The organism is Streptomyces sp. NPDC005303 (genome assembly GCF_040607335.1).
Classification (GTDB): domain Bacteria; phylum Actinomycetota; class Actinomycetes; order Streptomycetales; family Streptomycetaceae; genus Streptomyces.
Genome location: NZ_JBEXGM010000007.1, coordinates 219507 through 243651, shown reverse-complemented (window position 1 = coordinate 243651; position 24145 = coordinate 219507). Strand labels below are relative to the sequence as shown.

The 24145-nt window shown below is 70.3% G+C and carries 18 protein-coding genes; 9 read left to right on the top strand and 9 right to left on the bottom strand.

Annotated elements, in window-relative coordinates; genetic code table 11:
• Window positions 1–12 precede the first annotated feature (12 nt).
• The 3 genes from ABZT93_RS13935 (at window position 13) to ABZT93_RS13925 (ending at window position 4940) form a co-directional block, all read left to right on the top strand.
• The gene (locus ABZT93_RS13935) at window positions 13–426 is read left to right on the top strand and encodes an ATP-binding protein (protein ID WP_356103436.1); all 414 of its coding nucleotides are present in this window, start codon (window positions 13–15) and stop codon (window positions 424–426) included.
• 74 nt (window positions 427–500) lie between these two features.
• Complete coding sequence (locus tag ABZT93_RS13930) at window positions 501–3503, top strand: glycoside hydrolase family 3 N-terminal domain-containing protein (protein ID WP_356103433.1); 3003 nt, start codon at window positions 501–503, stop codon at window positions 3501–3503.
• A 48-nt stretch (window positions 3504–3551) separates the two neighbouring features.
• Window positions 3552–4940, top strand: coding sequence for a hypothetical protein (locus ABZT93_RS13925; RefSeq protein ID WP_356103430.1), 1389 nt, complete (start codon window positions 3552–3554; stop codon window positions 4938–4940).
• 118 nt (window positions 4941–5058) lie between these two features.
• Here the strand turns inward: ABZT93_RS13925 and ABZT93_RS13920 are convergent, their stop codons facing one another.
• A complete protein-coding gene (locus tag ABZT93_RS13920) occupies window positions 5059–5613 on the bottom strand; it encodes a YceI family protein (RefSeq protein WP_356103428.1) in 555 nt (184 codons plus the stop codon).
• A 134-nt stretch (window positions 5614–5747) separates the two neighbouring features.
• On the opposite strand from ABZT93_RS13920, the gene ABZT93_RS13915 reads away from it, so the two are divergent.
• The 3 genes from ABZT93_RS13915 to ABZT93_RS13905 all read left to right on the top strand — a co-directional run bounded on the left by ABZT93_RS13915 (window position 5748) and on the right by ABZT93_RS13905 (window position 10071).
• Window positions 5748–8075, top strand: coding sequence for a polysaccharide lyase 8 family protein (locus ABZT93_RS13915; RefSeq protein WP_356103425.1), 2328 nt, complete (start codon window positions 5748–5750; stop codon window positions 8073–8075).
• Window positions 8076–8226: 151 nt separating this feature from the next.
• Window positions 8227–9822: an acyl-CoA carboxylase subunit beta gene (locus ABZT93_RS13910; protein WP_356103422.1), complete on the top strand. Its 1596-nt coding sequence runs from the start codon at window positions 8227–8229 to the stop codon at window positions 9820–9822.
• Window positions 9823–9879: 57 nt separating this feature from the next.
• Window positions 9880–10071 (top strand): acyl-CoA carboxylase subunit epsilon, encoded by a 192-nt coding sequence (locus ABZT93_RS13905; protein ID WP_355741219.1) that lies wholly within the window; start codon window positions 9880–9882, stop codon window positions 10069–10071.
• 146 nt (window positions 10072–10217) lie between these two features.
• Here the strand turns inward: ABZT93_RS13905 and ABZT93_RS13900 are convergent, their stop codons facing one another.
• The 8 genes from ABZT93_RS13900 to ABZT93_RS13865 all read right to left on the bottom strand — a co-directional run bounded on the left by ABZT93_RS13900 (window position 10218) and on the right by ABZT93_RS13865 (window position 20898).
• Window positions 10218–10799 (bottom strand): ATP/GTP-binding protein, encoded by a 582-nt coding sequence (locus tag ABZT93_RS13900; RefSeq protein WP_009314218.1) that lies wholly within the window; start codon window positions 10797–10799, stop codon window positions 10218–10220.
• Window positions 10780–11358 carry a DUF742 domain-containing protein gene (locus ABZT93_RS13895; RefSeq protein WP_356103419.1) on the bottom strand — a complete coding sequence of 193 codons (579 nt, stop codon included), beginning with the start codon at window positions 11356–11358 and terminating at the stop codon, window positions 10780–10782. The genes ABZT93_RS13900 and ABZT93_RS13895 overlap by 20 nt, the downstream gene beginning before the upstream one ends.
• Before the next feature lie 101 nt (window positions 11359–11459).
• Entirely contained in the window at window positions 11460–11873 is a 414-nt protein-coding gene (locus tag ABZT93_RS13890; RefSeq protein ID WP_007384910.1) for a roadblock/LC7 domain-containing protein, read from the bottom strand.
• 10 nt (window positions 11874–11883) lie between these two features.
• Window positions 11884–15174 (bottom strand): nitrate- and nitrite sensing domain-containing protein, encoded by a 3291-nt coding sequence (locus tag ABZT93_RS13885; RefSeq protein ID WP_356103417.1) that lies wholly within the window; start codon window positions 15172–15174, stop codon window positions 11884–11886.
• Window positions 15175–15576: 402 nt separating this feature from the next.
• Window positions 15577–16152, bottom strand: a complete 576-nt coding sequence (locus tag ABZT93_RS13880; RefSeq protein ID WP_356103414.1) for an ATP/GTP-binding protein — start codon at window positions 16150–16152, stop codon at window positions 15577–15579.
• Entirely contained in the window at window positions 16133–16531 is a 399-nt protein-coding gene (locus ABZT93_RS13875; RefSeq protein WP_003973454.1) for a DUF742 domain-containing protein, read from the bottom strand. Before ABZT93_RS13875 ends, ABZT93_RS13880 begins: the two co-directional genes overlap by 20 nt.
• 110 nt (window positions 16532–16641) lie before the next feature.
• A complete protein-coding gene (locus ABZT93_RS13870) occupies window positions 16642–17055 on the bottom strand; it encodes a roadblock/LC7 domain-containing protein (protein WP_003993189.1) in 414 nt (137 codons plus the stop codon).
• 9 nt (window positions 17056–17064) lie between these two features.
• Window positions 17065–20898, bottom strand: a complete 3834-nt coding sequence (locus tag ABZT93_RS13865) for a nitrate- and nitrite sensing domain-containing protein (RefSeq protein ID WP_356103412.1) — start codon at window positions 20896–20898, stop codon at window positions 17065–17067.
• Window positions 20899–21464: 566 nt separating this feature from the next.
• Between ABZT93_RS13865 and ABZT93_RS13860 the strand changes: the two genes are divergently transcribed.
• From ABZT93_RS13860 to gltX, 3 genes are all read left to right on the top strand, one after another.
• The gene (locus tag ABZT93_RS13860) at window positions 21465–21647 is read left to right on the top strand and encodes a hypothetical protein (protein ID WP_356103410.1); all 183 of its coding nucleotides are present in this window, start codon (window positions 21465–21467) and stop codon (window positions 21645–21647) included.
• 136 nt (window positions 21648–21783) lie between these two features.
• Window positions 21784–22569, top strand: coding sequence for a fumarylacetoacetate hydrolase family protein (locus ABZT93_RS13855; RefSeq protein ID WP_356103408.1), 786 nt, complete (start codon window positions 21784–21786; stop codon window positions 22567–22569).
• A complete protein-coding gene (gene gltX, locus ABZT93_RS13850; RefSeq protein WP_356103405.1) occupies window positions 22553–24037 on the top strand; it encodes a glutamate--tRNA ligase in 1485 nt (494 codons plus the stop codon). Before ABZT93_RS13855 ends, gltX begins: the two co-directional genes overlap by 17 nt.
• The last annotated feature ends 108 nt before the right edge of the window (window positions 24038–24145 follow it).

The following is a 24145-nucleotide window of genomic DNA, read 5'->3' as shown; positions in this document are numbered from 1 at the left end:
GACAGTCGCCCCGTGAACACCCAACCCCAACTCCTCCACGCCCGCACCGCCCTGTACCCCCGCGACCGCAGGTCAGTGGCCGTGGCCCGCGATCTCACGCGCATCACGCTCGCCGACTGGGGCCTGACCCGACGCGGCGACGACGTACTGCTCTGTGTGAGCGAACTCGCCGCCAACGCCCTCCTGCACGGCGTCCCGCCGGGCCGCTGCTTCCGGCTGGACCTGAGTCTCGACACCGGTGCTGTCCTCCGCGTCGAGGTCCAGGACAGCGGTCCTGGTGAGATCCGCACCCCGGACGTCGCGCCGGAGTCCGAGCGCGGCCGTGGGCTTCTGCTGGTCGCCGCGCTGTCCGACGACTGGGGCGTGCGGAACCGCGAGCCGGGCAAAGTCGTGTGGTGTGAGTTCCGTGGCTGTCGGACGTCTTGACGGTCCCTCGGGTCACCAGTTGGCTCACGAGGTGAACTAAGCCATTTGTGAGACAAGAGAGTTGAGGGAAGGTCATGCGAAGAACTGCCCTGCTCGTCTCCACCGCCCTGCTCACCGCCCTGTTGCCCCTCGCCGTCGCCCGAGCGGCCGACGACCCGGCCCCCGTCCCCGTCGACCGCTTCGAGGGCGAGGTCCCCTTCGCCGCCCAGCCCGCGGAGGGCATCTTCACCTGGGGCGGCGACAGCGACGACCCGCCCGCGCTGCAGCTGACCGCCGGACCCGACGCGCCCGAGGGCGCGAAGGTACTCACCGGCACCTACGACATCAGCGGCTACGGCGGCTTCACCCACGACTTCGCCGCGAACGCCCCCGCCCACGACTGGTCCGCCCACAAGGGCATCCGCTTCTGGTGGGACGGTCAGGACAACGGCAAGAAGGTCGCCTTCGAGCTCAAGGACGGCGGCGCGAACGGCGAGGCCTCCGAGCTGTGGACCACGTCCTTCACCGACGACTTCACCGGCTGGAAGCAGATCGAGATCCCCTTCACGGACTTCGTGTACCGGACCGACTACCAGCCCGTCGGAGGGATCGACCACGTCCTCGGGCTCACCGGCATGTGGGGCTACGCGGTCACCCTCCCCGTCGGCACGCCCGGCCGATTCGCCATGGACGGCGTCGAGTTGTACGGCAGGGCCGACCAGTCACTGCGCGCCTCGGTGCTCACCGACTCCGCCGTGTACCCGGTCGACGAGGGCGGCACCGCCACCGTGAAGGTCACCGTCGCCACCACCGGCTCCGCGCCGATCGACGAGCCCGTGACCGTCGCCTACGAAACGGCCGGCGGCACCGCCTCCGACTCCGACTACACCTCCCTCAAGGGCGAGTTCACCTTCCCCGCGGGCACCACCTCCGGCACCACCCGGACCATCCGGGTCCACACCCTCAAGGACAAGGCCGCCGCCGAGACCGCCGAGACCGTCCCCCTCAAGCTCACCGTCACCGGCGCCAAGGCCCCCGCCGAGACCCCGCAGGTCGTCATCGACGCGCACGGGCTGCCGTATCTGAACGACAAGTTGCCGGTGAAGAAGCGCGTCGCCGACCTCCTCTCCCGGATGTCCCTGGAGGAGAAGACCGGCCAGATGACCCAGGCCGAGCGCGGAGCCGTCGGGGCCGGGGCCGACATCACCGCCGAAGACCTCGGCTCGCTGCTCTCCGGCGGCGGCTCGACACCCACGCCCAACACCCCCGAGGCGTGGGCGAGGATGATCGACTCCTTCCAACTCCGGTCGCGGGCAACCCGGTTCCAGATCCCGCTCATCTACGGCGTAGACGCCGTCCACGGCCACAACAACCTGGTCGGCGCCACCGTCATGCCCCACAACATCGGCATCGGTGCCACCCGCGACCCCCAACTCGCCCAGCGCACCGGAGCGGTGACCGCCGCCGAGGTCCGGGCCACCGGCATCCCCTGGGACTTCGCGCCCTGCCTCTGTGTGACCCGCGACGAACGCTGGGGCCGTTCCTACGAGTCCTTCGGTGAGGACCCGGCCCTCGTGGAGTCCATGGAGACTGTCATCCAGGGCCTCCAAGGAGCCCGCGACGGAAGGGACTTGAAGGACGACGACAAGGTCCTCGCCACCGCCAAGCACTTCGTCGGAGACGGCGGCACCGCGTACGGCTCCTCCACCACCGGCACCTACACCATCGACCAGGGCGTCACCACGGTCACCCGGAAGCAGCTGGAGGCGATCCACCTCGCCCCGTACAAGAGCGCGGTGGACCGTGGCGTCGGCACGGTCATGCCGTCGTACTCCTCGCTCGACGTCGTCGGCGACGGCCTGGGCCCGGTGAAGATGCACGCCCGCGCCGACATGATCAACGGTGTCCTGAAGAACAGGCTCGGCTTCGACGGCTTCGTGATCAGCGACTGGAACGGCATCGACCAGATCCCCGGGGACTACGCCTCGGACGTCCGGACCTCCGTCAACGCCGGTGTCGACATGGTCATGGCCCCGTACGCCTACAAGGACTTCCGCACCGCGCTCATGGCGGAGGTGCGGGCCGGGCGGGTCAGTGAGCGGCGGATCGACGACGCGGTGTCCCGCATCCTCACGCAGAAGTTCAGGCTGGGGCTCTTCGAGAAGCCGTACGCCGACACGAGCGGCGCCTCGAAGATCGGTTCCGCCGGGCACCGGGCCGTGGCGCGTCAAGCGGTCGCAGAATCGCAGGTGTTGCTGAAGAACGACCAGGGCCTGCTGCCGCTCAAGAAGTCGCAGAAGGTGTACGTCGCCGGGTCCGACGCCGACGACATCGGCAACCAGTCCGGCGGCTGGACCGTCACCTGGCAGGGCTCCTCCGGCGACATCACTCCCGGTACGACGATCCTGGAGGCCATGCGCGAGAACGCGACCGCGCTGACGTACTCCAAGGACGCCTCCGCCCCGACGACCGGCTACGACGTCGGCGTGGTCGTCGTGGGGGAGACCCCGTACGCCGAGGGTGTCGGCGATGTCGGCAACGGCCATGACCTGGCGCTCTCCGCCGCCGACCGGGCCGCCGTCGACAAGGTGTGCGCGGCCATGAGGTGCGCGGTGCTGATCGTCTCCGGGCGGCCCCAGCTCATCGGCGACCAACTGGGCGAGATCGACGCCCTGGTCGCCTCCTGGCTGCCGGGCACCGAGGGCGACGGCGTCGCGGACGTCCTGTACGGCAGGCGGCCCTTCACCGGGCAGCTCCCCGTCACCTGGCCCAGGTCGCAGGGCCAGCTGCCGATCAACGTCGGCGACCCGTCGTACGACCCGCAGTTCCCGTACGGCTGGGGCCTGACCACGCTCACCAAGGTCCCGGAGGGCGGGGCGGCCACGCTCGAGGCGCTGGGGGCCGCGGCCAGGGCCGCCGAACGGGCGGGCGCCGACGCGACGGGCCGCGCCCTCGTCACGAAGGCCCGGCTGATCGTCCAGCGCAAGGGGATCACCGCGGGCTTCGCCAAGCCCTTCGCCGACGCCGATCACCTGCTGCTGACCGGCCACTACGGAGAGGCGGTGGCGAAGCTGGCTCTGGCGTACAGGTCCGCCTGAGAGGTGCCGAAGAGGCAGGTTTCGGGAGGCTTCGGGTAGCGTCGAGGTATGAAGGCCAGCGCGCAGGCCGCCGTACGGACCCGAAGCCTTCCGGGGCTGCTTCTCGCCCTGGCGGTCGCGGCTTTGGTCGTCCTGTCGCAGGGTGCCCCGACCGCCACCGCCTCGACGTCCGACACGAGCGTCTCGGCCATCGGCCAGGCCCTCCGCAAGAATCCCGTGTACGTCGATCCGGCCGCCGCGGCCCAGCTGTCCGCCAAGGACGCGGACGCCCTGGCGGACCGGATCACCAAGGCGGACAGGCCGCTGTTCGTCGCGGTGCTGCCCGTCGACTACCCGAAGCAGGACCTGTTCACCAAGTTGCGCACGGCGACCGGGATCACGGGCGTCTACGCGGTCCGCCTCGGCGACGCCTTCGACGCCCGGGCCGACTCCTCGGTCCTGCCGAAGGCGGCCGTACGGAACCTGGTCACGACCGTCCAGGGCGAGGACACCCGCGCCCAGCTGAACGACTTCACCGCCGCCGCGGTCACCAACATGGGCGGCTCGGCCCCCTCGACCTGGCACTCGGCGGACGACGGCGGCGGGGTGTCGGGCACGGCACTGATCACGGTCGGCGCGGTGCTCGTGGTGGGCGGCGCGGGCGCCTACACGCTGGTGCGGCGCAACCGGCGCCGGCACGCGGAGGAGCAGCGGGCCGCGCTGGAGAAGCTGCGCGTGGTGGTGGACGAGGACATCACGGCGTTCGGCGAGGAACTGGACCGACTGGACTTCCACCCCGCCGAGGCGGGCGCCGACGACGCGATGCGCGCGGACTACGAGCGGGCGCTGGACGCGTACGAGCAGGCGAAGTCCTTCATGGGGGCGGCCACCAGACCCGAGGACGTGCGGGCGGTCACCCAGGCCCTGGAGGACGGCCGCTTCTCGCTGGCCCAGCTCGCGGCGCGCCGCGAACGCCGGCCGCTGCCCGAGCGCCGGGTCCCCTGCTTCTTCGACCCCCGCCACGGTCCCTCCGTCACCGACGCCACCTGGACGCCACCGGGCGGTGCCCCGCGCGAGGTCCCGGTCTGCGCCGCGGACGCCACCCGCCTGGCCGACGGCCGCGACCCGGTGATGCGCGAGGTCGACACCGACCAGGGCCGCCGTCCCTACTGGGACGCGGGCCCGGCCTACGGCCCCTGGGCCGGCGGCTACTTCGGCGGCGGTCTCCTCCCCGGGCTGCTGGTCGGCACGGTCCTCGGCAGCATGATGGCCACGCCCGCCTACGCGGCCGACTACGGCTCCGGTTACGGCGACTTCGGCGGCGGTTACGAGGGCGGCGACCTGTCCGGCTCGGACTTCGACTCCGGGGACTTCGGAGACTTCGGTGGGGGCGGGGACTTCGGAGGCGGTGGCGATTTCGGCGGCGGGGGAGGGGACTTCGGGGGCGGCGGCTTCTGAGCGAAGGTCCACGGGCGAAACCGCGGGTCCGATGCACAGACGCACCGGACCCGCGGAAGACTGTATGAGACCCGCCGCACCTCACGGCAGCTGATCACCGAGGTCCGCGGCGACGGGGTCAGGCGTTCCGAATCGCGGAGATGTCGAAGTTCAGCTTGATCTTGTCGGAGATCAGGACGCCACCGGTCTCCAGGGCCGCGTTCCAGGTCAGGCCCCACTCGGAGCGCTTGATCTCGGCCTTGCCCTCGAAGCCCACGCGCTCGTTGCCGAAGGGGTCCTTCGCGGCGCCGTTGAACTCCAGGTCGATGGTGAGCGGCTTGGTGGTGCCGAGGATCGTCAGGTCGCCGGTGATGCGGTAGTCCTCGTCGCCGAGCGCCTCCGCCTTGGTGGAGCGGAAGGTCATCGTCGGGAACTCGTCGATCTTGAAGAAGTCCGCGCTCTTGAGGTGCCCGTCACGGTCCTCGGACCCGGTATCGATGCTGTCCATCTTGACGTCGATGGAGGCCGTCGACGCGGACGGGTTGCTGCCGTCCAGGTGCAGCGAGCCGCTGAACTCGTCGAACTTGCCCTTGACGTTGGTGACCATGGCGTGACGCACGGTGAAGCCGATTGTGGAGTGGGCGGCGTCGATCGTGTAGTCGCCGGTCAGCGCGGTCAGGTCGGTGTTCGTCATGACGTGGCTCCTTGAAGTGAGGATGTTGAACGTTGAACCACTCAACGCGAACGACCGTAGACCTATTCCATACAGGTTTCAACATCATCCGCGCAGTGTTGGCGTGATTGCCCCGCGGTGGTACATGCCCCGGTATGAACCCGCAGCGCAGAGCCCCCGTACGCCCCACTCGCAGAGCCGTCTTACTCGCGGCGGCGCTCCTCGCCACCGCCGCCCCGCCCGCCCGCGCCGACGCGCCCGACCCCTACGAAACTCTCCGCCGGCGCTGGCTCGACCTCGCCCTCGGCACCGGATACGACCCGGCGGCGGAGCCGTACGCCTCCCGTCTCGCCGAGACCGGCGAACTCGCCCGCGGCTTCCGCGCCACCATGGCCCCGACGCCCACCTCCCTCTGGACCGGCCTCCCCTACGACCCCCCGAGCGGTATCACCCAGAGCTACAGCCGCCTGTGGACCATGACCCAGGCCTACGTCCAGCAGGGCACCGGCTCGACCGGGGACGAGACCCTGCTCGCGGACGTCCTCCGCGGCCTCGACCACCTCTGCGCCACCGTCTACAACACCACCACCACCCGGTACGGCAACTGGTGGGAATGGCAGATCGGCAGCCCCCGCCTCCTCATGGACACCACGGCCGCCCTCCACGACCACCTCACGGACGCCCAGAGGGCCGCGACCTGCGCCGCCGTCGACCACTTCATCCCCGACACCATGCTCACCGACTACTCCGGCACCTCCACCGGCGCCAACCGCGTCGACCTGTGCCGCTCCGTGGCCCTGCGCGGCATCCTCGGCAGGGCCCCCGACCGGATCGCCCTCGCCCGGGACGCCCTCTCGCCGGTCTTCCCGTACGTCACGAAGGGAGACGGCCTCTACGCCGACGGCTCCTTCGTCCAGCACACCTGGGTCGCCTACTCCGGCACCTACGGCCAGGTCATGCTCGACGGTCTCGGCCGCCTCTTCGCCCTGCTCGCCGGCTCCGAGTGGGAGGTGACCGACCCGCACCGGCAGACCGTCCTGGACAGTGTCGAGCACGCCTACGCCCCGCTGATCCACGACGGGCTGGTGATGGACAGTGTCAACGGCCGTGCGATCAGCCGCGGTCACCTCAGGAGCGACGACCGCCACGTCATGCGCGGCGACCACTTCCACGGCCAGGGGATCATCGCCGCCATCGCGCTGCTCGCGGGCGGGGCGAGCGAGGAGGAGCGGACCCGCTGGCACGGCCTGGTGAAGGGCTGGATCGAACGGGACACGGTCACACCGATCCTGACGGCACGCCAGTTCGGCGTGGCCGACCTCGCCCGGCTGCACGCGGTGGCCGCCTCCCCCGTCCCGGCCGCCCCCGAACCCGTCGGGCACACGCTCTTCGCCGCCATGGACAGAGCCGTCCACCGCCGCCCCGGCTTCGTCGCGAACATCGCCATGGCCAGCGACCGGATCGCCGCCTACGAATGCGGCAACGGCGAGAACCCGCGCGGCTGGCACACCGGCGCGGGAATGCTCTCCTGGTGGGCAAAGGGCCGCAGCGACCAGTACACGGACTGGTACTGGCCCACCGTCGACTGGTACCGCCTCCCCGGTACGACCGTCTCCACCAGGCGCCTGGCCGACCGGGCCGGCGGCGAGTGGGGCGAGCCCAAGCCGGACGTCCGCTGGGTCGGCGGCACGACCGACGGCGAGTACGCGGCGATCGGCCAGCACCTGAAGGGAGTGGGATCGACGCTGCAGGCCCGCAAGTCGTGGTTCTGCGTGGCGGACGCGGTGATCTGCCTCGGCGCGGGCATCACCTGTACCGACGGCGTGCCGGTCGAGACGGTCGTCGACAACCGCAACCTGGGGGAGAGCGGCACGCAGTCCTTCGTACGGGGGCGGGGCTGGGCCCATCTGGAGGGGCACGGGGGCTGGCTCGTCCCCGAGGGCCTGCGCACCCTGCGCGAGGACCGCACCGGCGCCTGGTCCGACATCAACACCTCCAGTACGACCGAACGGCGCACCCGGCGCTGGCAGACCCTCTGGCTCGACCACGGCACCGACCCCGTGGACGCCTCGTACGCCTATGTCCTCATGCCCGGCGCCTCCCGCAGCACTGTCGCCGCCCGCGCCGCCGACCGGCACTGGCTGTCGGTCCTGGCCGACGACAGCGGGTGCCAGGCGGTCCGTGTCGGCAGCCTGGGCCTGACCGCCGCGAACTTCTGGCGGGCCGGCACCGCGGGCCCGCTCACCGCGTCGGCGGGAGCGAGCGTGCTGGTCCGCCGCAGCGGTCGTACCGCTACTCTCTGCGTGGCCGAGCCACCCCGTTCGGGCGAACCGCTGGAGATCGTCTGGAACCGGCCCGTGCGCTCGGTCGTGCGGGCCGACGACACGGTCGAGGTGCTTGCCACCGGCCGCCTGCTGCACCTGCGCATCACCCCGGGGACGGCATGCGCCACCCACCGATGTGAGGTGGCTCTCACACTCTGACTTTGTACGACCCCTACAAGGGGCAGGCCCCCTGAGCAGTCAGAACGCCTGCATGCTTCCAGGGTTCTGTTCGGTCGCACCAGGAAAACGGGCCGGAGACTGTGAGGAGTCGACGGCTCGCTTTTCTCGCGGGTGTTCGTATGGTCGCTACATGACCGTTTTGGATGAGGCGCCGAGTGAGTCGACGGGTGAGCCGACGGACGCGCGCGGGCGGGTGGCCGAGCTGCACGAGATCCGTGCGACGGCCCTGGCCGGCCCCAGCGAGAAGGCGACCGAGGCGCAGCACGCCAAGGGCAAGCTGACCGCACGGGAGCGCATCGAGCTGCTCCTCGACCCGGGGTCCTTCCAGGAGGTCGAGCAGCTGCGCCGGCACCGGGCGACGGGGTTCGGCCTGGAGGCCAAGAAGCCGTACACCGACGGTGTCATCACCGGCTGGGGCACGGTGGAGGGCCGTACGGTCTTCGTCTACGCCCACGACTTCCGCATCTTCGGCGGCGCACTGGGCGAGGCCCACGCCACGAAGATCCACAAGATCATGGACATGGCCATCGCGGCCGGGGCGCCGCTGGTGTCGCTGAACGACGGCGCGGGCGCCCGTATCCAGGAGGGTGTGAGCGCCCTCGCGGGCTACGGCGGCATCTTCCAGCGCAACACCAAGGCGTCGGGCGTCATCCCGCAGATCTCGGTGATGCTCGGCCCGTGCGCGGGCGGTGCGGCCTACAGCCCCGCCCTCACCGACTTCGTCTTCATGGTCCGCGAGACCTCCCAGATGTTCATCACGGGGCCGGACGTGGTGAAGGCCGTGACGGGCGAGGAGATCACCCAGAACGGCCTCGGCGGCGCCGATGTGCACGCCGAGACGTCCGGTGTCTGCCACTTCGCCTACGACGACGAGGAGACGTGCCTCGCCGAGGTGCGCTACCTGCTGTCGATGCTCCCGCAGAACAACCGGGAGAACCCGCCGCGGGTGGAGTCCACCGACGCGGCCGACCGGCGCGGTGACGTACTGCTCGACCTGGTCCCGGCGGACGGCAACCGGCCGTACGACATGACCAAGGTCATCGAGGAGATCGTCGACGACGGCGACTACCTGGAGGTCCACGAGCGCTGGGCCCGCAACATCATCTGTGCGCTGGCCCGCCTGGACGGCCAGGTCGTCGGCATCGTGGCCAACCAGCCCTCGACGCTCGCCGGCGTCCTGGACATCGAGGCATCGGAAAAAGCTGCACGCTTTGTCCAGATGTGTGACGCTTTTAACATCCCGATCGTCACTTTCCTGGACGTCCCCGGGTTCCTCCCGGGTGTCGACCAGGAGCACGGCGGAATCATCCGCCACGGCGCCAAGCTGCTGTACGCCTACTGCAACGCCACCGTGCCGCGGATCTCCCTGATCCTGCGCAAGGCGTACGGAGGGGCCTACATCGTCATGGACAGCCAGTCCATCGGCGCCGACCTCACCTACGCCTGGCCGACGAACGAGATCGCGGTGATGGGCGCCGAAGGTGCCGCCAACGTCATCTTCCGGCGCCAGATCGCCGAGGCCGAGGACCCCGAGGCCATGCGGGCCCGCATGGTCAAGGAGTACAAGTCCGAGCTCATGCACCCGTACTACGCGGCGGAGCGTGGCCTGGTGGACGACGTGATCGACCCGGCGGAAACCCGCGAGGTCCTGATCCGGTCCCTGGCGATGCTCCAGTCGAAGCACGCCGATCTGCCCTCCCGCAAGCACGGCAACCCTCCGCAGTAACCCCGCGGACCCTCCGCGACACCCTCGCGGAAACCTCTCTCACGGAGACTGTGACCTATGAGCACCCCTGACATCCGCGTCGAGAAGGGCCACGCCGAGCCCGAGGAAGTCGCCGCCATCACGGCGATCCTGCTGGCTCGCGCCGCGGCCCAGCCCTCCGAGGCCCCGGCCCACCGAGGCCGCCCCAAGGCCGGCTGGCGCCGCCTGGAGCGCGAGGGCGGCTTCCGAGCCCCGCACAGCTGGCACTGAGCCCGGACACGACGCCTAGGGCCCCCTCTCGCAAGAGAGGGGGCCCTAGGCGTTGTTCAGGGGCGCGGGGAACTGCGCGACAAGCCAAAGGGCTGCCGCAGACGGCATACAACCGTCCGTGGCAGCCCGGTAGCCGCAAGAACCACCTACCGCAGTCGAGCCATCAAAGCGTGCTCGACCAGCGTGATAAGAGCAGACTTCGCATCGGCCCGGTGCCGCGCGTCCGTCGTGATGATCGGCGTGTCCGGCCCGATCTGCAGAGCCTCCCGGACCTCGTCCGGGTTGTACGGCTGCTGGCCGTCGAAGCCGTTCAGGGCGATCACAAAGGGAAGCCCCGAGTTCTCGAAGTAGTCGACAGCCGGGAAGCAGTCGGCAAGGCGCCTCGTGTCGACGAGGACGATCGCGCCGATGGCGCCGCGGACCAGGTCGTCCCACATGAACCAGAAGCGGTCCTGGCCGGGTGTACCGAAGAGGTACAGGATCAGGTCCTGGTCCAGGGTGATGCGGCCGAAGTCCATGGCGACCGTGGTGGTCGTCTTGTCCCCGGTGTGGGTGAGGTCGTCGATGCCCGCTGACGCGGACGTCATCACGGCCTCGGTACGCAGCGGGTTGATCTCCGAGACGGCCCCGACGAACGTGGTCTTGCCCACGCCGAAGCCACCCGCCACCACGATCTTCGCCGAGGTGGTGGAGCGGGAAGGACCGCCGCTAGAGCTTGCGAAGTCCACTGAGCACCCTTTCGAGCAGTGTCACGTCTGGCTGGCCGCCGGCGCTCTCGTCGCCGCCGGGCTGATGGATGGCGACCAGGCCCGCCTCCGCCAAGTCGGCGACGAGGATCCTGGCCACGCCGAGGGGAATGGTCAGCAACGCCGAGATCTCGGCTACCGACTTGATCTCTCGGCAGAGATTGCAGATCCGCTGATGCTCGGGCAACTGGCCCTGCATCTGGTGCGGCTGTGCGGTGGTGTGCACCAGCGCCTCGATGGCGAGCTGGTAGCGCGGGCGAGTCCGGCCGCCGGTCATGGCGTACGGACGCACCAAGGGGTTGTTCGACGCCCCGGCGGGCGCCGGCTCGGAGCGCCGCTGCGGCTGCACGGGCTGGATGCGCGGGGCCGGCGGCTGGTCGTACGGCGACGGCCCGGGCCCCTGGGGGGCGTACGGCTGCTGGCGCCGCTGGCTGGGTGCGGAGGGGAAGTTGTAGCGGTTCGGGTTCTGAGAACCGTCGTTCTGACCCTGGCCAGGGCCGTACGACCAATTGCCAGATGAACCACCTGGGGGTGTTGCCACTTTCTCTCCTCCTCCGACTGTGCCGGGGCACCCATCACGCTGTGTGGAGCCGCGTCCCGAAACCTTACGGCCCCGGGACGCCAAAACGCACCGTCTGTCTGTCAGTTGAGCAGGCTGCCCTGGAGCTCGGCACGCAGATCCGGCGTCAGGACCGAACCTGCACGGTCCACCAGCAGAGCCATCTCGTACCCGATGAGACCGATGTCGGCCTCCGGATGTGCGAGAACCGCGAGGGAAGAACCGTCGGACACGGACATGATGAAGAGGAATCCCCGCTCCATCTCCACAACCGTCTGGTTCACCGCGCCGCCCTCGAAGATGCGCGAGGCACCCGCGGTCAGCGAGGTCAGACCGGAGGCGACGGCCGCAAGCTGGTCGGCTCGGTCGCGAGGAAAGCCTTCGGACATCGCCAGAAGGAGTCCGTCGGCGGAGACCACCACCGTGTGGGACACCCCCGGGGTGTTGTCCACGAAGTTGGTGATCAACCAGTTCAGGTTCTGCGCCGCCTGGCTCATCGGGCTCACACTAACGCTCCTGGTTGTAGGTGCTGTCAGAACCGAAGCCCTGACCGTTCGTTTCACTGCCTGCGTTGCGGCCCCGCTGGACACCGCGACGCAGGTTGCTCAGCCTGCCCCGGACGTCCTCCGGAGCACGGGAGACCGAGGGGCCTCCCTGGTGGGTGGCTTCGGCGGCTCCCTCGACCAGGTTGGCCTTGGGTACCCGCCGCGGCAGACCGGAGGAGGTGACCCCGCCCGCCTTGGGCTTCCGGAGCTGGGAGGCCTGCTGCCACCGCGCGTCGTTGGCCGAGCGCCAGCTGTCGCCGCCGCCGTTGCTCTCCGGCGCTGAGGGCGACGGCTCCTGGTTCGCGTTCCGCGTGCCGTTCGAGCCGTTCGCGCCGCTTCCGGTGAGGCCACGGCGGGGGAGCCCGGCGTCGGTCAGCTCGTGACCCACGGAGGCGGGGGCCGGCCCCGGACGGTCGAAGCCTACGCGGTCGCGCTCACTCACGTCAGCGGCCTGCGCAGATTCCGCTTCCGGAGCGTACTGGTCCGGGTAGCCGTTGCGGTAACCGTCCGACTGCGGCCAGTCATCCTGGTAGCGGCGCTCCTCGAAGCCCGAGAAGGTCTCCGGGGCGGCGGCGTGCACCGCCGCGGGCTCCTCCTGGACCGGCTCCGCATAGGAGGGCTCCGGGTAGCCGCCGGCGGGGGAGAAGGTGTCGTTCTGCGGCAGGCCGCCGTTCTGCGCGAAGTACGGCTCCTCGTACGCCGGACGGTTCGGCTCCTCGTACGCCGTCTGCCGCTGCTCCTCGTACGGCGCCTGCCGCGCCTCCTCGTACGACGTCTGCTGGTCGTACGAGGCGGGCTGCTGCTCGGGGTAGCCGTTGCGGCTGTTGTCGTAGCCGGTCTGCGGGGCGGCGCGGGAGGCGTCGAACGCCTCGGTGTACGACGGGTCCGGACCCTGCAGGGCCGGCGGCTCGTCCTGGCTCTGCGCCTCCAGGGCCGCGCGACGCTCCTCGCGCATCAGGGAACGGCCGACCGGGTCCAGCTCGCGTATGTCGTCCGGGACCTCGGAGTAGCGGCTGTCGTCGAAGCCGAGCTCCGCCGCCGTACGCATGGGCAGACCGTTGTTGAAGTCCTCGCCCTGGTACTGCTGCTGCTCCGGCATGATCTGCGAGACGGTGAACTCGTCGCCGGCCGGCTGGTGCTCGCCGCCACCACCATGGGTGATCGCGTCGGGCAGCATGACCAGCGAGGTGGTACCGGCCTGCTCGCCCGAGGGGCGCAGCTGGACGCGGATGCCGTGCCGGTCGGACAGGCGCCCGACCACGAACAGGCCCATGCGCTGCGAGATCGCCGCGTCCACGGTCGGCGGGTTGGCCAGCTTGTGGTTGATGTCCGCGAAGTCCTCGGCGGTGAGGCCGATGCCCTTGTCGTGGATCTCGATCATGATGCGGCCGTCGGGCAGCCGGGTCGCGGTGACGCGGACCTTGGTCTGCGGCGAGGAGAACGTGGTGGCGTTCTCGAGGAGCTCGGCGAGCAGGTGCACGAGGTCGGTGACCGCGCGGCCGTGGATCTCGGCCTCCGGGACGCCGGACAGCTCGACACGCTCGTACTGCTCCACCTCGGAGGAGGCGGCGCGCAGCACGTCGACCAGCGGGACCGGCTGGTCCCAGCGGCGGCCGGGCTCCTCGCCGGCGAGGACCAGGAGGTTCTCGCCGTTGCGGCGCATACGGGTCGCGAGGTGGTCCAGGCGGAACAGGTTCTCCAGCTGGTCCGGGTCGGCCTCGTTGTTCTCCAGGTCGGTGATCAGGGTCAGCTGGCCCTCGATCAGCGACTGGTTGCGCCGGGACAGGTTGGTGAAGATCGCGTTGATGTTGCCCCGCAGCAGGGCCTGCTCGGAGGCGAGTCGTACGGCCTCGCGGTGGACCTGGTCGAAGGCGCGGGCGACCTCGCCGATCTCGTCCTTGGTGGTGATCGGGATCGGGGCGACCCGGGTGTCGACCCGGCCGGGGTCGGTGCGCGAGAGCTGGTCGACCAGCATCGGCAGACGCTGCTCGGCGATACCGAAGGCGGCGTTGCGCAGCTGGCGCATCGCGCGGGACATCTGCCGGGCGACCGCGCCGGCCAGGATGAACGCGAGGAGCAGGGCGACCACGACGGCGGCACCCACGATGAAGGCGTCGCGCTTGGCGGTGTCGGCGATGCTCGCGGCCTCGTTCACCGCGGTGTCGGCCAGGTCGGTCTCGATCTGCCGGTACGCGTTGTACTTGAGGGTGTTGACCGCCCACCAGTTCTCGGCGGTGATGCCGCCCTTGGCGAGGGCCGCACGGGCGCTTTCGTCCATCGACGGCAGCTGGGCGATGCTGGAGACCATTTGCGTCGAGCTGGACGGCGGCGGGACGTAGTCCGGGTCCTTGGCGGCGGCCTCCTTGGCCAGCGCCGCTCCGTCCGTCTGGATCTGCTTCTTGGCCGCGTCGAGCTTCGCCGCGTCGGCCTCGGTGCCACCGCCGATGTACTCCTCGACGGCGATGCCCTCCAGGTACGCGTACGAGGAGAGGGCGACCTTCTGGCTGGCGAAGCTGCTCAGACCCGGGCCGGGCTTGATCAGCAGATGCATGCCGATGGAGCGCTGCAGCGACAGGGCCGCCTTGGTGAGCTCGATGGCGTAGACGGTACGGCCGTAGCTGGTGATGTTGCCGGTGCCGAGGCCGAGCTCGTTGGCGAACTCCGTCAGCGGGTGCGCGACCTGGGTGTAGCCCTCCTCGGTCTTCACACCGGTGAACTTGGAGGAGGTGTAGGCGCCCGCGCGCAGCGTCTGGAGGCCGCCCTCGCCGTCCCGGAACAGCTTCAGGCGGCGCTCGAGGCCCGCCTTCTGCGGCATGTTCTTGGCGGCCTCGTTGAAGGCGTCCGCGGCCTCGTCGGTCTTCTTGCGGGTGGCGACGACCGTGGCGTTGTCCTGGCCCTCGCCGCTCAGCAAGGGGGCGGCGGTGTTGTCGCGCTCGTTGTAGAGGGCGTCGGCGTAGGTGAGAGCGGCCCGCACCAGACGCGCGGTGTTCTCCGCGTCCTCGGCCTCCCGCCAGGTGTCGATCGAGCTCTTGACCTGGAAGCCGCCCATGACAAGGCCGACGATCACGGGTATGAGCAGGATCGCGTTCAGCCGGGTGGGCACCCGCCAGTTGCGCGGGGAGAACCGGCCGCCACCCGACGGCGGCGCGGCCGTCGGCTCCGGACCGGGCACAGGGGCGGACGCCGCTCCGCGCGGCGGCGGGGTGAAGTTGCCCCGGGCCGACGGCTCGGGACCGTTCTTGCTTCGCCTCACTCGACCAACAACCTCTCGGAGGGGTCGGCACCTAGGTTGTGCCGCAGTCTCTCAGAGCCCAGTACGTCATCGACTAGTGAGTACGTCATTGACTATTGGGCAGTTCAGGCATTCCAGCACGACGGCCTGCACACCTCCAAACAGTGGTACGCACGGATTCCGCGTGATGTAAGCCCCAGATAAAACGGTCATAAAGAGCGAGCCCCGCCAAAAGGCGGGGCCGTTGTGAGCGCAGCGAGACCGGTTGGCAACCACGCGTGGCCGTACCACCCGATTCCTCTGCCGAAACGTTATGAACCCCGGGGCCGACCGTGTCCAAGGCCACAGCCGACTCCGGGACATCTACGACAACTGCCGTATGACGCTGTTGATTTGGGAGCTGGTCGACACGTCCCTGGGGCGTTACCGCAGACGTGCCATCAGGGCGTGCTCGACCAGGGTGATCAGGGCGCTCTTGGCGTCCGAGCGGTGCCGGGCGTCCGTCGTGATGATCGGCGCGTCCGGCCCGATCTGCAGGGCCTCCCGGACCTCCTCGGGAGCGTACGGCTGGTGCCCGTCGAAGCCGTTGAGGGCCACGACGAAGGGCAGACCGCTGTTCTCGAAGTAGTCGACCGCGGGGAAGCAGTCGGCCAGACGCCGGGTGTCGACCAGGACGACCGCGCCGATGGCGCCGCGGACCAGGTCGTCCCACATGAACCAGAAGCGGTCCTGACCGGGCGTACCGAAGAGGTACAGGATCAGGTCCTGGTCGAGCGTGATGCGGCCGAAGTCCATGGCGACCGTGGTGGTCGTCTTGTCCCCGGTGTGGGTGAGGTCGTCGATGCCCGCTGACGCGGACGTCATCACGGCCTCGGTACGCAGCGGGTTGATCTCGGAGACCGCGCCGACGAACGTGGTCTTGCCCACGCCGAAGCCACCCGCCACCACGATCTTCGCGGACGTGGTGGCCCGCCCCGTGTCAGAGCTTGCGAAGTCCACTGAGCACCCTTTCGAGCAGCGTCACATCGGGAGCGCCGCCGTTGTTCTCGTCGCCGCCCGGCTGGTGGATGGCCACCAGGCCGGCCTCGGCGAGGTCCGCGACGAGGATCCTGGCCACCCCGAGCGGCATGGCGAGCAGTGCCGAGACCTCGGCGACCGACTTCACCTCACGGCACAGGTGGCAGATGCGCTGGTGCTCGGGGAGCAGTCCCATGAGCGCCGCCGGGTCGGCCGTGGTGCTGATCAGGGCCTCGATGGCGAGCTGGTAGCGCGGCCGGGTCCGGCCGCCGGTCATCGCGTACGGACGTACCAGCGGCTGGTCGCCCTCGTCCTCGTACGGCTCCGCGTACGGATCATGAGAGGCGGTGGGCGGGGTCATGAATCCTCCGGGCGGGACAGCAAGTCGGTCTGGCTAGCCGTCTGGTGAGGCCGGTGGGGGGATTGTGGCGGCCGGACGGTGATTTGGTGAGACGGGTGGATCCGGTGGGGTCAGTGGAGCAGACTGCCTTGCAGCTCGGCTCGCAGATCCGGCGTGAGGACGGCCCCCGCGCGATCGACGAGCAGTGCCATCTCATAGCCGACGAGGCCGATGTCGCATTCCGGGTGCGCGAGGACCGCGAGCGAGGAACCGTCCGAGACGGACATGAGGAAGAGGAATCCCCGCTCCATCTCCACGACGGTCTGGGCCACGCTGCCGCCCTCGAAGATCCGAGAGGCGCCCGCCGTGAGCGAGGTCAGCCCCGAGGCGACGGCCGCCAGCTGGTCGGCACGGTCGCGCGGGAAGCCCTCGGACATCGCCAGCAGAAGGCCGTCGGCGGACACGACGACGGTGTGGGACACCCCGGGGGTGTTGTCCACAAAGTTGGTGATCAACCAGTTGAGGTTCTGTGCCGCCTGGCTCATCGGGCTCAACTAACGCTCCTGCTGGTGAGTGGGGTTCGGGAAACTGCCCGTCTGGCCGTTGTTGCCGCCGACCTGACGACCTTGCGCGATACCCCGACGGAGATTGGTCAGCCGGCCGCGCACGTCGTCAGGCGCACGCGAGACAGCCGGACCGCTTTGGTGCTGTTGCTGCTGAGCCGTACCCGGGACGAGGTTCGCCCTGGGCACCCGGCGCGGCAGACCGGAGGTGGTGACACCGCCCGCGGCCGGCTGCCGGACGCGCTCCGCCTGCCGGACGAGGTCGTCGTTCGGCGAGCTGCGCCAGGCCGCGGAGGCCGCGGGCCGTTGCGGAGCGGCGGCGGAACTCTGTGATCCCGCCGGAGCCTGCTGCTGCCGCGGAGCCTGAGCCGGGGAGGAGCCGTTGCCGTTGGACGGCTGCTCCTGTCCCTGCTGCTGGCTGCCGTGGAACCAGTTGGTCTCCAACGTGTCGTACAGCGGCGTACGGCCGTCACCGGGACCCGCGGGCGGCAACGCCTCCGGCTCCTGGCGGACCGGCCGCTGCTGCGGCCGCGGCGGCATGGGCGGCCGCGGGGCACCGAAGTCGGCGCCGTTGGTCTGGGGGCGCTCGAACTGGCCCGTGGACGCGGGGTCCGGACGGCCCGGCAGGGAGTGCTGCCCGGTGGAGCTGCCCTCGTAGCCCGGCATCGCGAACTGGCCCGTCGAGCCGTTGTCGTACGCCTGCGGGGTCGCGAACTGCCCGGTCTGCGAGCCGCCGTTCTGCCCGGACGGAGTGCCGAAGACATCCGGTCGGACGAACTGGCCCGTGTTCTGCGGGTCGTTCGCGCCAGGGCGGGGGAACTCGCCCGTGTCCTGGGGGCCGTTGGATCCCGGCCTCGGGAACTGGCCGGTGTTCTGCGGGGCGTTCGCACCCGGCCTCGGGAACTGGCCCGTGTTCTGCGGGGCGTCGAAGTCCGGGCGGGGGAACTCGGAGGTGCTCGCCGGACCCCGGTGGTCCTCGATCCGCGGCATGCGCGCCGTGGCGGCGGGGTCCTGCTCGTCGTGGCCGCGCGGGACGTCGAGCGAGGCCCGCGGCACCGGCGGCTGGGCGTTCTCGTCGCTCCAGCTCGGCGTGCGGGGCTGCTGGTTGCCGCCCGGCAGCTCGGCTCGCGGACCACCGCGGCCCGGCAGCTGCGGCCGACGGCGCCGGCCGCCCGGCTCGGGAGCCTGGCCGGCGTTCGGGGCCTGCGCGGGCGGGGGCACGGCACCCCGGCCGCCGAAGGCGTCCTGTCCGCCGCCGAAAGCGTCCTGGCCACTGAAGGCGTCCTGGCCCGGACCACCCGTGCCCGCGGCCTGGAGGCCCTGCGGGGCACCCGGTGCCTGGCCGCCGAACCCGGCGCCGGCCGGAGCGGGCCGGCCCTGCGGAGGTATACCGGGGACCTGAGGTCCACGCGGCCCGCCCGGCGCACCGGGGCGACCGCCCTGGCCACTGCCGGGCAGCGCGGCCCGCGGTCCCTGACCGGCGTTGAGGCGCCCGCCCGAGGGGGCACCGGCGCCGAGAGCGCCACCGCCCGCGGCACCGGGGGCACCGCCGAGAGCGCCGCCGCCCTGGCCGTTGCCGCCACCACGACGGGCCGCGGCCACACCGGCGGCGGCCTGCGCCGCCGCGGGAGCACCGGGGGCGCCCTGACCGGGCTTGGGCTGGGGCTTCTTGCCGCCCTGGGCGACATCGACGGGCAGCATGACCAGCGCGGTCGTACCACCGGAGTCGGACGGGCGCAGCTGGATGCGGATGCCGTGGCGCTGGGACAGCCGGCCGACCACGAACAGGCCCATGCGGCGGGAGACGGAGACGTCCACGGTGGGCGGCGAGGCGAGCCGCTCGTTGATCGCGGCGAGGTCCTCGGGGGAGAGGCCGATGCCGGTGTCGTGGATCTCGATCAGGACGCGGCCGTCGGGCAGCGCGTGACCGGTGACCTTGACCTTGGTCTGCGGGGAGGAGAACGAGGTGGCGTTCTCCAGCAGCTCGGCGAGCAGGTGCACGAGGTCGTTGACCACACGGCCGGCCACTTCGGTGGTCGGCACGGCGGCCAGCTCGATGCGCTCGTACTGCTCCACCTCGGACGCGGCGGCACGCAGCACGTCGACCAGCGGGACCGGGCGGGTCCAGCGACGGCCGGGCTCCTCGCCCGCGAGGACGAGGAGGTTCTCACCGTTACGGCGCATGCGGGTCGCGAGGTGGTCGAGCTTGAACAGCGAGGACAGCTGGTCCGGGTCGGCCTCGCGGGACTCCAGTTCGGAGATGAGCGAGAGCTGACGCTGGATGAGGCCCTGGGAGCGGCGCGAGAGGTTGGTGAACATCGCGTTGACGTTGCCCCGCAGCAGGGCCTGCTCGGCGGCGAGGCGGACCGCCTCGCGGTGCACGTCGTCGAAGGCCGCGGCCACCCGGCCGATCTCGTCCCGGGAGTGCACACCGACCGACTCCACGGACGTGTCGACGTCCTGCGGGTCGGACTCGGACAGCTGCTTGACCAGCTCGGGCAGGCGGTCCTGGGCGACCTTGGTGGCGGTCTCCTGCAGACGGCGCAGCGAGCGGATCATGGACCGGGCGACGACGAAGGCGCCGACCAGGGACACACCCAGCACGATCAGGATCAGCGCACCGGCGATGATCGCGTCGCGCTCGGTGGCGCTGCGCAGCTCGCGGGCCTTCTGCTCCATGTCCTCGAGCAGCGTGTGCTCGATGTTGCCCATCTGCTGGATCTTGGTCGAGCTGTCGTCGACCCAGTCCTTGTAGGAGCGCCGGTCGAGGTCGGCGAGGCCCTCGGGCCGGCCGAAGGCGCGGCCGGCGTACTGGTCGGAGGCCTCGATCGTGGAGCTGCCGTCCTCGATGGGCTTGAGGAGTTCCTCGGCGCCGTCGTCGCCGTAGATGCTCCGGAAGCTGCTGAGGTCGGACTCCTCGCTCTCGAGGGCGCCCTGGGCGTACAGCCGGTCGTTCTCGGTGAGGTTGCCGAGGGACGTGTTGTTGGCCGGCAGGGCCGCGGCGAGGATCGCGCGCTGGATGGATGCGTACTCCTTGGCGGAGGAGAAGGCCGCCAGGGCGCGGGTGCGCTGGATCATGTCCGGGTTGCTGGTGGCCTCGGCCATGTCCTGGGAGAGGTCCAGCAGGTGGGTGATCAGCCGGTGGTACGACTCCACCGTCTGGGTGGCGTTGCCCTTGGTCTCGTAGGCGTCGCTGCGGATCTTGCTGAGCGTGTCCAGGTCGCGGACCAGACCGACGAGGCTGTCGCGGACACCCTGGAGGTTGCCGTCCTTGCTGGAGGTGTCGATGTCCTCGGCGGCGTTGATGAAGTTGGTCGCGGCCCGGTCCGTCTTGTCCCGGTAGCCCTTGACCGTGATGTTGCTCGCCGTGGAGTTGTGCGCCAGCGGGCCTGCCGACTGGTCGCGCTCCTCCTGGAGGGCGGCGGCCAGCTCGGTGGCCTGCTTGGTCATCTCCGTCAGCAGCTTCATGTTGTCGAGCTGCTGGATGTCGTCCATGGAGTCGTTGATGCGCAGCGCGCCCAGCGAGGTGGCCGCCACCACGGGAAGCGCGAGCAGCGACACCAGGCGCGTGGAGATGCGCCAGTTGCGCAGGGCTACGCGCGACCCCGGGCCGGGGCCCTTCGGCGGCTTCACCGGCGGCGTGGCCGCCGGGCCCGAGGACGCCGACGTGCCGGGGCGCCCGGGGCCGGAACCACCGTCGGCGGACGGGTTCGGGCCCGGGTTCTGGGCGTGCTGGGGGGAGGAACTGCCGACATTGGGGCCAGTCCCGCCGTGCCGCTCCGGCTCGGCCGAAGCGCTGCCATCCCTCTTGAAACGTCCCTGCACTAGCGTCGCAACCTCTGGACCAGGCGCTCCTCCGCAGGACGGCGGAGCACGGTGTCGGCGTTGTGGGGAGCGCCCTGAATACGCACCCCGGATGATCGTGATTGACCGGCGCTGGCTCCCCCTTCTCACCGCCGCTCGGCGCTTCTCAGCGCCCCCTGTGCGCCGGTTCGATCCCGCGGCGGTCCGTGGAATTCCAGCACAGTGCAGGATCTCCAACAAGGTCCGAGGGTCAGACCGTGACCTACGTGACACCACGTGAGGCAGGTGTCACCGGCTGTGGGAAGCGTTTTTGTCTATATCGGACATAGGCCCGCGAGTCACCCCGCGGGGGTGGGTGTCCCAGTCGCCATGATCAGGAGCGGAATGATGGCTTCAGGGAGTCAATGTCCGTTTCGTTGGGGTGGGTTGGGACCGTGAATTGTCCGGTTTGCCCATAGGTCAGTGAGCAAACTCACACGCCGATCATGAGGTCTTCGCGAGTTCGGAGGGGAATGCCATGTTTAGCCTGACGCTTTACAAGAAGGCCCCATCTGCCCAACCCACAACTGCCGAGGTCGAGTACAACCGTGAAGACGACGATGATGTTCCGCAACATTGCCAACCCGCGGCGCACGACGCTGGCGCACCTCGAGGACGCCGACGCACTGCGGACCCAGGAGCAGCCGGAGCACCCCCTCGACCTCCCCGCCCAGACCGCCAACCCCCGGCGCACGGTCCTGATGGAGATCCCGGTCTCCGCCGCGAAGTAACCGTAGCGCGCCCGGATCATCGCCCTTGCGGCAGGTGGCCCGGGCGCCGCGCGGTCCAGAGCCTCGGGGCACCCCTTCCCGCGTTAGCCTGGAGCGTCAGACTCCAGCCGGCCGAGTAGAGGGGCGCCCAGATCCCGTGCGCATCGCCAGATTCTCCATCGACGGGAACGTCGCCTTCGGCGCGGTCGAGGGCGACAGGCCGGACGAGCTCGTCCTCGACATCATCAAGGGCATCCCCTTCGCGGACTTCGAGCTCTCCGGTACGAAGGTCCCGGTCAACAAGGTGCGTCTGCTGCCGCCGGTGCTCCCCAACAAGGTCGTCGCGTACGGGCGCAACTACGCCGACCACGCGAGGGAACTCGGCAACGACGTCCCGGACGTCCCGTTCGCCTTCTTCAAGCCCTCCACCTCGGTGATCGGCCCCGGCGACGAGATCCAGTACCCGTCCTTCTCGGCGGACGTCCACCACGAGGCCGAACTGGCCGTCGTCATCGGCCGTATGTGTCGCGAGGTCCCGCGTGAGCGCGTCAAGGACGTGATCTTCGGGTACACCTGCGCGAACGACATCACCGCCCGGGACGTCCAGAAGCGCGAGAAGCAGTGGGCGCGGGCCAAGGGCTTCGACACCTCCTGCCCGCTGGGCCCCTGGGTGGAGACGGACCTGGACCTCGAAACGGCCGCGGACCTGACCATCCAGCTCACGGTCAACGGCGAACAACGCCAGCTCGGCCGTACCAGCGAGATGATCCACCCGATCGAGGATCTGATCGTCAACATCTCCGAGGCCATGACGCTGCTCCCCGGCGACGTGATCCTCACGGGCACCCCGGCAGGCGTCGGGCCGCTCACCGTCGGCGACGAGGTCGCCGTCACCATCGAAGGCATCGGCACTCTCACCAACAAGGTTGTCAAGCGTGGCTAGCGCACCCGTCCGCGTACGTTTCTGCCCCTCGCCCACCGGTAACCCCCACGTGGGCCTGGTCCGCACCGCCCTGTTCAACTGGGCGTTCGCCCGGCACCACCAGGGCACGCTCGTCTTCCGCATCGAGGACACCGACGCGGCCCGCGACTCCGAGGAGTCCTACAACCAGCTCCTCGACTCGATGCGCTGGCTGGGCTTCGACTGGGACGAGGGCCCCGAGGTCGGCGGCCCGCACACGCCGTACCGGCAGTCGCAGCGCATGGACCTCTACAAGGACGTCGCCGCCAAGCTCCTGGACGCCGGGCACGCGTACCACTGCTACTGCTCCCAGGAGGAGCTGGACACCCGCCGCGAGGCCGCCCGCGCCGCCGGCAAGCCGTCCGGCTACGACGGCCACTGCCGCGACCTGAGCGCCGAGCAGGTCGAGGAGTACAAGGCCCAGGGCCGCACTCCCATCGTCCGCTTCCGCATGCCCGACGAGACGATCACCTTCACGGACCTGGTCCGCGGCGAGCTGACCTTCACCCCGGAGAACGTGCCGGACTACGGGATCGTACGAGCCAATGGCGCGCCCCTTTACACCCTGGTCAACCCGGTCGACGACGCGCTGATGGAGATCACGCACGTCCTGCGCGGCGAGGACCTGCTGTCCTCCACCCCGCGCCAGATCGCCCTGTACAAGGCGCTGATCGAGCTGGGCGTCGCGAAGACCGTGCCCGCCTTCGGCCACCTGCCGTACGTGATGGGCGAGGGCAACAAGAAGCTCTCCAAGCGCGACCCGCAGGCCTCGCTCAACCTCTACCGCGAGCGCGGCTTCCTCCCGGAAGGCCTGCTCAACTACCTGTCCCTGCTGGGCTGGTCGCTCTCGGCGGACAAGGACATCTTCACCACCGACGAGCTGATCGCGGCCTTCGACATCGCCGACGTGAATCCCAACCCGGCACGCTTCGACCTGAAGAAGTGCGAGGCGATCAACGCCGACCACATCCGCCTGCTCGACGTGAAGGACTTCACGGAGCGCTGCGCCCCGTGGCTGAGGGCCCCCTTCGCCCCCTGGGCGCCGGAGGACTTCGACGAGACGAAGTGGCAGGCCATCGCCCCGCACGCGCAGACCCGCCTGAAGGTCCTCTCGGAGATCACCGACAACGTCGACTTCCTGTTCCTCCCCGAGCCGGTCTTCGACGAGCCGTCCTGGACGAAGGCGATGAAGGAGGGCTCGGACGCCCTGCTGCGCACGGCCCGCGAGAAGCTGGAGTCGGCGGACTGGACCTCGCCGGAGTCCCTCAAGGAGGCCGTCCTGGCCGCCGGTGAGGCCCACGGCCTCAAGCTCGGCAAGGCCCAGGCCCCGGTCCGCGTGGCCGTCACCGGCCGCACGGTCGGCCTGCCGCTCTTCGAGTCCCTGGAGGTCCTGGGCAAGGAGACGACGCTGGCGAGGATCGACGCGGCGCTGGCGAAGCTGGCCGCGTAGCTCACGCCCAGGTGAGGGGGCGGGACTCGGAACTCCGGGTCCCGCCCCCTCACGTATCGGCCGTACCCCGTACGCGCTCGAGGCCCCGGTGTGCGGGCGGCCGCCGCA

Bases quoted from the DNA above. Each gene is read 5' to 3' on its own strand.
- ABZT93_RS13930 (WP_356103433.1), top strand. From the start codon at position 501: ATGCGAAGAACTGCCCTGCTCGTCTCCACCGCCCTGCTCACCGCCCTG.
- ABZT93_RS13920 (WP_356103428.1), bottom strand. From the start codon at position 5,613: ATGACGAACACCGACCTGACCGCGCTGACCGGCGACTACACGATCGAC.
- ABZT93_RS13870 (WP_003993189.1), bottom strand. From the start codon at position 17,055: ATGAGCCAGGCGGCACAGAACCTCAACTGGTTGATCACCAACTTTGTG.
- ABZT93_RS13875 (WP_003973454.1), bottom strand. From the start codon at position 16,531: ATGACCCCGCCCACCGCCTCTCATGATCCGTACGCGGAGCCGTACGAG.
- ABZT93_RS13925 (WP_356103430.1), top strand. From the start codon at position 3,552: ATGAAGGCCAGCGCGCAGGCCGCCGTACGGACCCGAAGCCTTCCGGGG.
- ABZT93_RS13890 (WP_007384910.1), bottom strand. From the start codon at position 11,873: ATGAGCCAGGCGGCGCAGAACCTGAACTGGTTGATCACCAACTTCGTG.
- ABZT93_RS13905 (WP_355741219.1), top strand. From the start codon at position 9,880: ATGAGCACCCCTGACATCCGCGTCGAGAAGGGCCACGCCGAGCCCGAG.
- ABZT93_RS13915 (WP_356103425.1), top strand. From the start codon at position 5,748: ATGAACCCGCAGCGCAGAGCCCCCGTACGCCCCACTCGCAGAGCCGTC.
- ABZT93_RS13910 (WP_356103422.1), top strand. From the start codon at position 8,227: ATGACCGTTTTGGATGAGGCGCCGAGTGAGTCGACGGGTGAGCCGACG.